The organism is Nostoc sp. NMS7 (genome assembly GCF_017115085.1).
In the GTDB taxonomy this organism is placed as follows: Bacteria; Cyanobacteriota; Cyanobacteriia; order Cyanobacteriales; family Nostocaceae; genus Nostoc.
Window position 1 is genome coordinate 40,954 of the sequence record NZ_JABXKJ010000123.1, and the last position, 9,879, is coordinate 50,832.

General features: G+C 42.7%; 9 protein-coding genes, 1 tRNA gene and 1 pseudogene. 1 reads left to right on the top strand and 10 read right to left on the bottom strand.

The genetic code is table 11. From position 1 onward, the window contains the following. Nucleotides 1-4 precede the first annotated feature (4 nt). The 6 genes from HWQ38_RS12560 to HWQ38_RS12585 all read right to left on the bottom strand — a co-directional run bounded on the left by HWQ38_RS12560 (nucleotide 5) and on the right by HWQ38_RS12585 (nucleotide 5,578). Complete coding sequence (locus tag HWQ38_RS12560) at nucleotides 5-739, bottom strand: amino acid ABC transporter ATP-binding protein (protein ID WP_292793809.1); 735 nt, start codon at nucleotides 737-739, stop codon at nucleotides 5-7. Next, the gene (locus tag HWQ38_RS12565) at nucleotides 732-2,243 is read right to left on the bottom strand and encodes an ABC transporter permease subunit (protein ID WP_292793812.1); all 1,512 of its coding nucleotides are present in this window, start codon (nucleotides 2,241-2,243) and stop codon (nucleotides 732-734) included. The genes HWQ38_RS12560 and HWQ38_RS12565 overlap by 8 nt, the downstream gene beginning before the upstream one ends. A gap of 345 nt (nucleotides 2,244-2,588) precedes the next feature. Next, nucleotides 2,589-3,569, bottom strand: coding sequence for a 2-dehydropantoate 2-reductase (locus tag HWQ38_RS12570; RefSeq protein WP_292793814.1), 981 nt, complete (start codon nucleotides 3,567-3,569; stop codon nucleotides 2,589-2,591). 48 nt (nucleotides 3,570-3,617) lie between these two features. Then, complete coding sequence (locus HWQ38_RS12575) at nucleotides 3,618-4,223, bottom strand: PEP-CTERM sorting domain-containing protein (RefSeq protein ID WP_292793816.1); 606 nt, start codon at nucleotides 4,221-4,223, stop codon at nucleotides 3,618-3,620. Between the two features lie 198 nt (nucleotides 4,224-4,421). Beyond that, entirely contained in the window at nucleotides 4,422-5,162 is a 741-nt protein-coding gene (locus HWQ38_RS12580) for a cobalt-precorrin-6A reductase (RefSeq protein WP_292793818.1), read from the bottom strand. After that, on the bottom strand, nucleotides 5,159-5,578 hold the full coding sequence (locus HWQ38_RS12585; RefSeq protein WP_292793820.1) for a DUF1636 family protein: 420 nt from the start codon (nucleotides 5,576-5,578) through the stop codon (nucleotides 5,159-5,161). The genes HWQ38_RS12580 and HWQ38_RS12585 overlap by 4 nt, the downstream gene beginning before the upstream one ends. 284 nt (nucleotides 5,579-5,862) lie before the next feature. Here HWQ38_RS12585 and HWQ38_RS12590 point away from each other — a divergent pair. Then, nucleotides 5,863-5,936: transfer RNA gene (locus HWQ38_RS12590), tRNA-Val, on the top strand. Nucleotides 5,937-6,099: 163 nt separating this feature from the next. On the opposite strand, the gene HWQ38_RS12595 is transcribed toward HWQ38_RS12590, so the two are convergent. From HWQ38_RS12595 to HWQ38_RS12610, 4 genes and pseudogenes are all read right to left on the bottom strand, one after another. Continuing rightward, nucleotides 6,100-6,657 carry a hypothetical protein gene (locus HWQ38_RS12595; protein WP_292793822.1) on the bottom strand — a complete coding sequence of 186 codons (558 nt, stop codon included), beginning with the start codon at nucleotides 6,655-6,657 and terminating at the stop codon, nucleotides 6,100-6,102. A 5-nt stretch (nucleotides 6,658-6,662) separates the two neighbouring features. Continuing rightward, nucleotides 6,663-7,340, bottom strand: a pseudogene (locus HWQ38_RS12600) (TniQ family protein); the annotation flags it as partial. A 140-nt stretch (nucleotides 7,341-7,480) separates the two neighbouring features. Next, nucleotides 7,481-8,632 (bottom strand): ATP-binding protein, encoded by a 1,152-nt coding sequence (locus HWQ38_RS12605; RefSeq protein WP_292793824.1) that lies wholly within the window; start codon nucleotides 8,630-8,632, stop codon nucleotides 7,481-7,483. Between the two features lie 2 nt (nucleotides 8,633-8,634). Continuing rightward, the gene (locus HWQ38_RS12610) at nucleotides 8,635-9,789 is read right to left on the bottom strand and encodes a transposase family protein (RefSeq protein ID WP_366933279.1); all 1,155 of its coding nucleotides are present in this window, start codon (nucleotides 9,787-9,789) and stop codon (nucleotides 8,635-8,637) included. Nucleotides 9,790-9,879: the final 90 nt, after the last annotated feature.

Consider the following 9,879-nt stretch of genomic DNA (forward strand, 5'->3'; position numbering starts at 1 on the left):
TGTTCTAAAGCATTTTTTCCAAGAACTGCTTGGCGCGATCGCACTGAGGATTTTGGAAAAATTCGCCAGGAGTAGTATCTTCTGCTAAACTTCCCTGGTCGAGGAACATAATCCGATTGGCAACAACTCTTGCAAAGCCCATTTCATGGGTAACGATCGCCATTGTGATTCCAGATAGTGCTAAAGCTTTGATCACTTCCAGCACATCTTTAACCATTTCTGGATCTAGGGCAGAAGTGGGTTCATCAAACAAAATCATCTCTGGTTCTATTGCTAATGCACGAGCGATCGCTACTCGCTGTTTCTGTCCCCCAGATAGTTTGGACGGATACACAGACACTTTTGCCTCTAAACCTACCTTAGCAAGCAATTCTAAGCCTTGTTCTTCTGCTTTTTGCTTGTTTATTCCTTTCACCTTTATGGGTGCGTAGGTGACATTTTGCAGCACACTCATGTGGGGAAACAAATTAAAATGTTGAAATACCATCACCAAATGTTGGCGCACCTTAGCAATGTTTACCTTGGGATTAGTGATTTCTTGATCGTGAAAGTAGATTCTTCCTCTGGTGGGTTGTTCTAGCAAGTTTAGGCATCGCAGAAAGGTAGATTTACCTGAACCAGAAGGGCCTAATATGGCAACCACTTCCCCCTGATAAAACTTAGTGGAAATATCTTTGAGTACGTCGAGTTTGCCAAAGGATTTACATAAGAATTCCGTGCGAATGACTACATTACTCACTTTCCCGTAACCTCCTTTCTAAAGCGGATGCACCCAAAGTCATACCCATTACCAAAACATAGTAGATTAACCCTGCAAATAGCAGTGGTTCAAAATAAATATACTTGTTTGCACCAACGATTTGGGCGCTGCGTAATATTTCCACTACCCCAATGGTTGAAACCAGTGCGGAATCTTTGAGCAATCCGATAGTTTCATTCACCAATGCGGGGAGAATGTTCTTTAATGCTTGGGGCAAAATTACATCCCACATCATCAACCAATAGGGAACACCCATAGACATCGCTGCTTCACTTTGCCCTTTATCCACCGCCTGAATTCCACCCCTGATGGTTTCCGACATGTAAGCGCCAGAATTCAGAGTAAAAGTTAGCACCCCAGCCTCCAATGCGGAAATGTCATAGCCTGTAAGCTGGGGTGTTGCGTAGTAAACCAACGCCAACTGTAATAACAAAGGTGTGCCTCGAAAAACAGAGGTGTAGGCGTTAGCAACCCAGGTAAGCGGTTTGATGCCGAGAATTTTTAATAGAGACAGTATTGTTCCCCAGATTAACCCCAAGGATACAGATAATAGCGTAAACAACAAAGTTAAAGGGATTCCCCGCAGAATAAAGGGAATATCTGGAAGAATTCTGGTGAAGTCGAGATTCAATCCGCCTTTGGTAGGAGTCGAGGATGCAGGATTGGCGCTAGTATTCTGTGAAAACCACTTGGCTACAAGTTTAGCTAATGTGCCATTGTCCTTCATTTGTTGAAGAACTTTGTTAAACGGTTCTGCTAAAGAAGAACCTTTGGGAAAAGCGATCGCTGATCCACTTGCCTCCTCTGAGGGAATAATATTAAACTCTAAATCTGGGTTAGCTTGGGCGAATCCCTTAGCGACGGTATCCTCAACAATTGCGGCATCAATTCGCCCAGATTTGATTTCCTGAACTACTTCCGGCACTTTGTTGAGTTGCTTTAGCTGAATACCCGCAACTTTTTGAGCAATTTTCTGAGCATTTTGTTCCTGTATCGTTCCTAGTTGTACCCCAACCTTTTTTCCTAATAAGTCTTGGGACTGCTTTAGGTTGCTACCTTTAGGGGCGACAATCGTATCTTTAGCTTCGTAATAAATAATTGAAAAATCAATATTTTTCTGACGTTCTGGAGTTGGAGTCATCCCAGCCATTACAAAGTCAGCGCGATTTGCTTGGAGTGCAGGAATTAATCCATTAAAATCAGATTCCATGATCTGAAGTTTAAACCCTAGTTTTTCAGCAAGGGTCTTAGCAATATCTATATCAAACCCAACGATTTGGCGTAGGCGTAGCCCGTCGTAGACATCGCCTCCTTTCGTATCATAAAACTCATAAGGAGGATAATCTGGTGAAGTAATCATCGTCAGTGTGTCTTTACCTAAAGATGAAGCAGCTTTTAGAGAATTGCTATCTCCTGTAATGATGCTGATTCCTACTACTGCTACAAACAGTATTGTTAATAGCCATACTTTTTTTTTCTTCATAAACTTGATAATTATATAATTTACATTCCGCACCTTAAGGCAATACACTTCAGTTAAGCATTTATTCCTTCTCTTCCTTTGCGTCCTTTGCGACGGCAGTCGCTACAACGGGGAGCCACTGCGGTGGACGGGTTCCCCGGCATAAAGCAAGTGGCGTGGGAACCCCCGCAACGCGCTGCCTCTCCTTTGCGGTTCGTTAAAAAAATTGATTTTGACAAAGAGTTTTAGCCTTAACCCAAGAGTATTGCAGCTTAAGGGACTGAGAAATAAAAAAATATCCCAAAGCTGACGCAAAAATCCTCTCTATTTCTCCTCTCTCTGTGTTCTCTGCGCCTCTGTGGTTCGTCAAATTCTTACTTTAGTCGCCTCCAGCAGCTTAACACTGGCATAAATAGCATCAATATAAGGTGTAGGAATTTGAGTGAGTTTTCCCAATTCTGCCACCGCGCCAACGATCGCGTCTATCTCCGTAGCGCGTCCGGCTTCAATATCTTGTAGCATGGAAGTTTTATGGGCACCAACATTTTCTGCCCCATTAATTCGTTGTTCCAAAGTGATGCCAAACTTTATACCCAAATTTTCAGCGATCGCTTGAGTTTCAGTCATCATTTGCCGCGCTAATTCACGAGTCAGGGGATAGCGACAAATACCTTCTAGAGTAGCACCAGTCAGCGCACTGATGGGATTAAACGCCACATTCCCCCACAACTTGATCCAAATTTCCGTGCGAATTTGATTGCGGATTGGTGCTTTGAATCCTGCCTGTTTTAAAGTCTGTGCTAATAATTGGATGCGTTCTGTTTTAGTGCCGTCGATTTCACCGAGAGTAAAGCGATCGCCTTCAATATGTTTAATTACACCTGGTTCAATTATCTCAGTTGCCGGGTAAACAACACAACCAATGGCGCGTTCAGCACCAATATTAGCTTCAATAATCCCATCTGGATCAACAGATTGAATGCGTGTACCTTCATATTCACCGCCATGCTGACGAAAGTACCACCAAGGAACGCCATTTTGGGCTGTCACCACCATCGTCTGAGAATCGTAGAGTGCAGGGAGAAAAGGTGCGATCGCCGGGACACTGTGAGCCTTAACAGTTAAAATTACTACATCTTGTCGCCCCGCTTTCTGGATATCGCTAGTTGCCAAAGATGGAGTAGCAATTTGGCTAGAACCGTCTGCCATAAGCAACTTCAGCCCATTTTTTTGAATTGCCTCCAAATGAGAACCACGCGCAATCAGCGTCACTGCTTCACCTGCCAGTGCCAGTTTTGCGCCTAAATATCCACCAATCGCACCTGCGCCAACAATACAGATTTTCATTTTCTCAAAACAAAATGAAGGAGTTATTGTGAGTTTTTATTAATGGTTTTAGGAACCTTTTTCGACCTTGTTGCGAGTCAATTTGCATAGCTTGTGACGTTTGAGTACTGAAGGTGCGCCGAGAGTGCCGAGGGCGAGTAAGCTAAGGATAGAAGTGGGTTCAGAGACGGTGATTATGGTTGCAGAAAAACTAATAGGTAACTCACTATCTTCCAATCCCAAATTTTCAGAATCTGGTATGATTGGCGGTGCAGAAAAAACCTCTAAATAACCTGGTGTCGGCAAAAAACTAGCGAAAAATGGACTAGAATAACTTCCTCCCGAAGTGGAATACCCAAAACCGTCACCCGTTAACTGCTGAGTATTAAGACTAATTAAATTATCAACATCATAAGGTTCGTTTCCTGGTATTGGAGTCCCGGCGGCTTGCAGACCTGTAATTGTTTCCCCATTTCGTGTACCAGTAATTCCAGAAATCAGGTAAAAACCCAAATCGTTAGGTGTGTCATTAGTAGTGAAAGTACCGTTCGCCGCTATGCCAGTACCAGAATAATTCCAGTTCCAACTTAAAGCAGAGGCGGCTGGCATTGTCCCGAAAACTAATCCAGATGTGGTGGCGAGGACTATGGCAGATAGTAGAGCTACATTTTTCATGAAAGTCCTTAGTGCGATCGCGGATCTTGTAGAGGGTTCCCGTGTATTATACGGAGATTGGGCAATAATAATTCAACAAGCATAAAAGGTTTGTAGTCAGGGTCTCAGCCTTGATAATAGGGCTAAAGCCCTTGCTACGAGCCAATTTAATTAATTTTACATTCAGTAATATAGTTTGATTAATTCTTGCCTACTTACTTAGCAGCGAGCAAATAGCCATGCCAAAGCACCATCAACATCAGTAACTTGCTCCCCTGGGGGTATAGCTGGACGATTTACCATAATAACCTTCAGTCCCAGTTCTCGCGCTGCAATAATCTTGGGCTTTGTGGCATCGCCACCGCTATTTTTACTGACGATGGTATCAATCTTGTTGTGAATCAGGATTTGCCTTTCATTATTCAGGGTAAAGGGACCGCGATCGCACAATATCATTCCCGGTGGCACTAAAGCATCATCGCTAGGAAGGTCAATCATCCGCATCAGAAACCAAATTTTCTCTAAGTGAGCAAAAGCAGCGAGTTCTTGCCTTCCAACTGTCAAAAATACCCGTTGTGGCTGATTTCCTACAGAGGCTGCTGCGGCTTCAACGCTGTCAACTTCAATCCAGCGATCGCTACTTAGTTTTTCCCAAGGCGGACGAATTAACATCAGACGGGGTACTCCAACTTCGGTTGCAGCATCTGCCGCATTGAAAGAAATCTGAGTAGCAAAAGGATGGGTTGCATCAATTAATAAGTCGATTTCCTCCCCTCGCAGATAGCTAGCCAATCCAGCCACACCACCGAAGCCTCCAACCCGGAAATCGCCTAAGGGAACTGATGGTTTTTGGGTGCGACCGGCTAGAGAGGTGATTGCTTCTAACCCTTGGATATTTGCCACTCTCGCAGCTAGTTCTGCGGCATCTCCCGTTCCACCCAGAATCAAAACGCGGATCATTGAGATAAAGGTGGAATCTTTGCTAAAATGCCCTTTTTCAGAGCTTCTGGACGCTCTGACCAAGGTAGTAAACCATCAGCTTTGGCATAGTATTGACTAGCACATTCTAGTACCGCAGATGCACTACCATCAACGGCTAAATCACCAAATAAGTATGTTAATTTGCCTTTGGCAGCAAAGGCCACTACACAGGAACGATTACAAGCACTCATGCATTCAACTTCCTGAATTGGGAATTCATCTCGTAAGTCCCAATCTTCTGCAAGCTGCTGAAGTTGGTGTAGAAGTTTTTGACCACCACTTTCACCTAAGCGTTTTCCATCTTGCCAAACGCTAGCGCAAGTTTTGCAAACAAATAAAGTATGGTCAGCAACACTCAAGGGACTAGCTGGGGAAATATTTACAGTAGTAGTCATCTGTACCTCGCAGATATGTGGAACTGATAAATCTATGTCGGCGGGCATCCTGACTTACTCAAATTTGGATTTTAGATTACTCTCAAATTGGTTGACATTTGCTCCCAAGCGCCGGATTTGCACCGAACTTTAAGAGTCAACTCTGGTAGCTGACTCCCACCAGAACCGAATAACCTTATCGATCATACACTAGGGTGATCTAGGAAATAGAGTTTGCCTAATTTCCGCCCTCTATGTTGGTTTATCAGGAAAATCTATGCTATGATTTTAAATCGTGTGGTTAAGGACGTATAGCTCAGTTGGTTAGAGCGCTACGTTGACATCGTAGAGGTCACTGGTTCGAATCCAGTTACGTCCATTTTTGTAGATTGACTAATTATTTGTCGTCGTTGTGACTTTACCTATAACTTTGCCGCAACGGCAAGCTTATGGTTCCGATAGGGGGCGGCAAAGTTATGCTTCCAATTTTCCAGGTGTAGAGAAAGAAGCCAACTTACTCTGCCCTTTTAAGTTTAATAGCTTTACACTCCAATTTCACGTCGTGTTTCATTTAAAGCAGCACGAACCTGTTTGTAACGGAGATATCCAGGATGAGTCATTATTTCAGACACACGAGCTTCTGAGGGGTATTCTCCTTGATTATGCAACTTAAGTACAATCTGCTTAACTTCTCTGCAAGACTGCTGTATCTTTTCTGTGTGACATGCTTTACCATAACTACGGTATTTGGCAGAAATGGCACGGCATAAATCTGGAAAGTGGCTGAAAATTGTCCGCCTATTATATCCTAAACCTGTAGCTACTTCTTCCATTGTCAGTGGTGGCTGGTTGTCGCTTGCAAGGATTGCTAGCAAGGTATCTTGTACTTGATTAGCGTCGAAAAGTTTTGGAGATGCTCTTAGTGTGGGCGATCGCCGAATGGTTTTGTGTGAGATTTTCGTAAAAGATTTAGCAACAAGTTGTTCTGGTTTTAGTAAATCTAGCAGAGATATTTCTAAGCGATAACAAATTTTGATAAGTATATCAAGCACTGGTAAAGCTTTACCCGTCTGCCACATCCATAAAGTATTCTTCGGCATTCCCATCAAACGGGCAAACTCAGCTCATTAGTCACTGCATTTATGACTAGACTCAAAGATTTGGCAATTTCTTCTTTTGCTGGTGGGGAGTTAAAAGATGGGGTGGAAGAAATTAATTCTCCAATAACCTCTACTATCCAAGTTTGCGAATGTAATTCTTCTTTAGATAAAGTTGAGCAATCCGTAAGTTCTGAGGAGGACTTGACAGGAAGATTCATACCTAGCCAACCACCACACTTGGAACAGTAACCAGGCCGCGATCGCCAACTTAGTAGTGGCAACTCCTGCTGACAGTGAGGACATTGCAAACATAGATATATTTTGTGTAAAGGACATACTTTTACTGAATTTATAGTCCAAAGTAGTGGTTTATAAATTACTTGTTTAGCTAAACGCCATTCTTCGTAACATACAGTACACCAAGCGCTTTGGGTACGAAACAAATTGCGCGTGGGAATAATTTCAGACCAAAATAGCAGGGTCAGCAAGTGCAAATCTTCTATAAGCGTTAGCTTCTGAAGTGCTTGTACTAAATCTATTACTATATTCCCTGTACCATTTATAGCTGTGGCACGGTCGAAAAGAGAACGTAAATCTCTACTAGTTCGAGATTTCAAAAATATTTGTTTTAGTAGTGGTGTGATTGTTCGTGAAATTAATACATCTGGAGGTATACAATGAGCCTCCGCTAATCTTTCTTATATATCCTGTAAGGCTTTCCACCATTGGTGTTCTAATGCCAACAGGCTCTAATTGATACAAATGACTGCGAGATGGAATGGAAACCTTTTTTAAATCCCAAGATTCGTATGTTTCTAATACACTAGCTAACATCTTGCTGCACTCCGATGGGATCTCTTTTAGCTTTGCGTTTGCCAACCTTTCTTGGCGGACGAGTAGTTTTTGGGGTTTCTTCGGGTAGCACAATTGGTTTTGCGCCAAGTCCTAATGCAGAGCGTAAGTTTTGTATATCTGTTTCCGTTTCAGATAATTGTCGTTCGCCCTCTTGAATTTCCTTGAACATTCTCTGACACTGAGCAACCGACCAAGCACGTTTTTGTAAGTCTTTGAGAGTGACTGTTGTTGCTTGTCGATCCAGAGCATCTTTAAGAGCGCGTGTCAACCAATTTTTCAGTATGCCAACACATCCTAAAGTACGTTCGTAAAAATATTCCCAATGACTAACTAAATCTGGAGCTTCTGCAAGCGGCATCTGCTGCTGGAAAGTTAATAATACACTTTTGAAAGCTTGTACATCCTCTAGATTGTCAGCACAATAACGACGGAAATGAATATCGACACTACGACGTGAGAGTTGACCGCTCAAATTACGGAATGTCAGTAATTCGTAAGTTCCTAATAGACAATGCAAGATACCTGTCATATTTGCCACAGATTTGAGGCAGTCTAATTGATCTTGTAGCTTATACCCGCTTGCCATCTTGCCAAAATGTTGTGCTTCATCTACAAAAAATACGTCTGGATGACGGTGGATGAGAGCATTTTCTAAAGCTCTGCGTAGAGCCGGTGCAACTACTTTCGACTCAACATTAATTTTTCCGAAATTATCGCGAGAGATGCCACGCACGCCGTAATCAAACTTGTGATCGATTAAGGGTTCCTCTAAGGCAATTAAGGCGCGTGTGTAGTAATCTTTCCAGTTGAAGTTTCTCGATTCTGGGGCTACAGCTTCAACACCAACAACAGGAACACGACTGCGATCGCTTTCCAGTTTAGGTAATGCTAGTTCTGTTAATTTCTGCTCAACGCGGAGTCGCAAAGTTGTTTTACCAACACCACTAGCACCGTAAACAAAGATAAATGAAGCTCCTGCGGGTTCGGCAATCGTTCGCATGAGAATTTCATAGACTTCTTTAAGTCGAGGATGCGCTACGGTGTAATTTTCAAAGTAAGCAAGCCTTTCTGTACCAGGCCGTGTGAGGAGTTCAAGAGGAAATCCAGTAGATTTTGTCATAGTTAAAACTCCTCATACACTACAAGTGTTTCTGGGACAATCGCTTCATATTCATCCGCTTGAGAATCGGTATTGGCAAAAGTAACTTGAATAAGTTTTGGTTGTTCGTTACGGCTTGTTGTCGCTTTTCCACCCTCAATTACTCTAAAGACTTCCTTAACTTCTGCATCATAAGAACGCTGTTCTAATAGAGCTTCTTGAGCTTCTACCGATGCTAAAAATTCTGCTAAATTCTTAGCCGAAACTTTAGATTGTTGTGCATGATTTGAGGAGCGTTTGCGTAATTCGATACTAGCTAACTTCAGTTCTTTTTCTGAACGACCTTGGAGTTCTGCATAATATTGAGAGATACACTGTACCCACTGTCCTCGAACAAAAGCGTAAGCGATACCAATATTAAACGGGTCATATCTTATCTGAACAGAGGTATTTTCAATTTGGGGATCGCGGAAACTATTAGACCAGTAGTAGATTGAGTTAATTTTTACACCACGTCCAACTTGAACTTTTGCTTTTCCCTCTGAGGTTGTAGGTAGGGTAAGAATCTGAAAGTTTTCATCGTAAGGAATCATGCGGTGAACCCGACTGCCTCCAATCGCCATACCCGCAGCAAACGCATCCCTCGGACTCTGGAAAAGTGCCGGATGTTCGTCTGTATCGTAAACTTCGTAAGCCCAAGCACAAAGATATTCATAAAGTAAACCAAGTGTCCATACAGCTAGATTTTTAGGGTTAACTGACTTGGTGACTTGGCGGACGTTACGAGTTATTTGTGTATTACCGAGTAAGTTATGGACAAATTGAGTATTGGAAGTTCCAAATAGGCGTTCGCAAACCGAACCAAAACGAGCTTTGGCTGGGGGTCTTTGCTTTTTTGTACATTCAAAAGTAGCTAGTAGTGTTTCAAAATAAACGCTGTGAAACTCTGCACCGTTATCTACCACTACAATTTGGGGAAGCCTACCGTGACGCTTGACACAAATTCTTAGCACCATTAAGCAAGAACGATATGAGGGTGAGTCAAACGTTAGGTAAACTGCCAGTAATCGCCGTGAATAAGCATCTACGAGAAATGTTGCCCAAGGTCTGCCAAGATTGCGACCTGTATCAGAGCAAACTAGCTCTACATCTAACTCAGTATGATCTATATGCCCAATTTCACAGGGGCGATCGCCGTGTCTTGGGGTAGTTGTAAGCTAATCGGCATTTAAGCTGCATAATATAAATGCAGAGCCGATTGAAAGTAA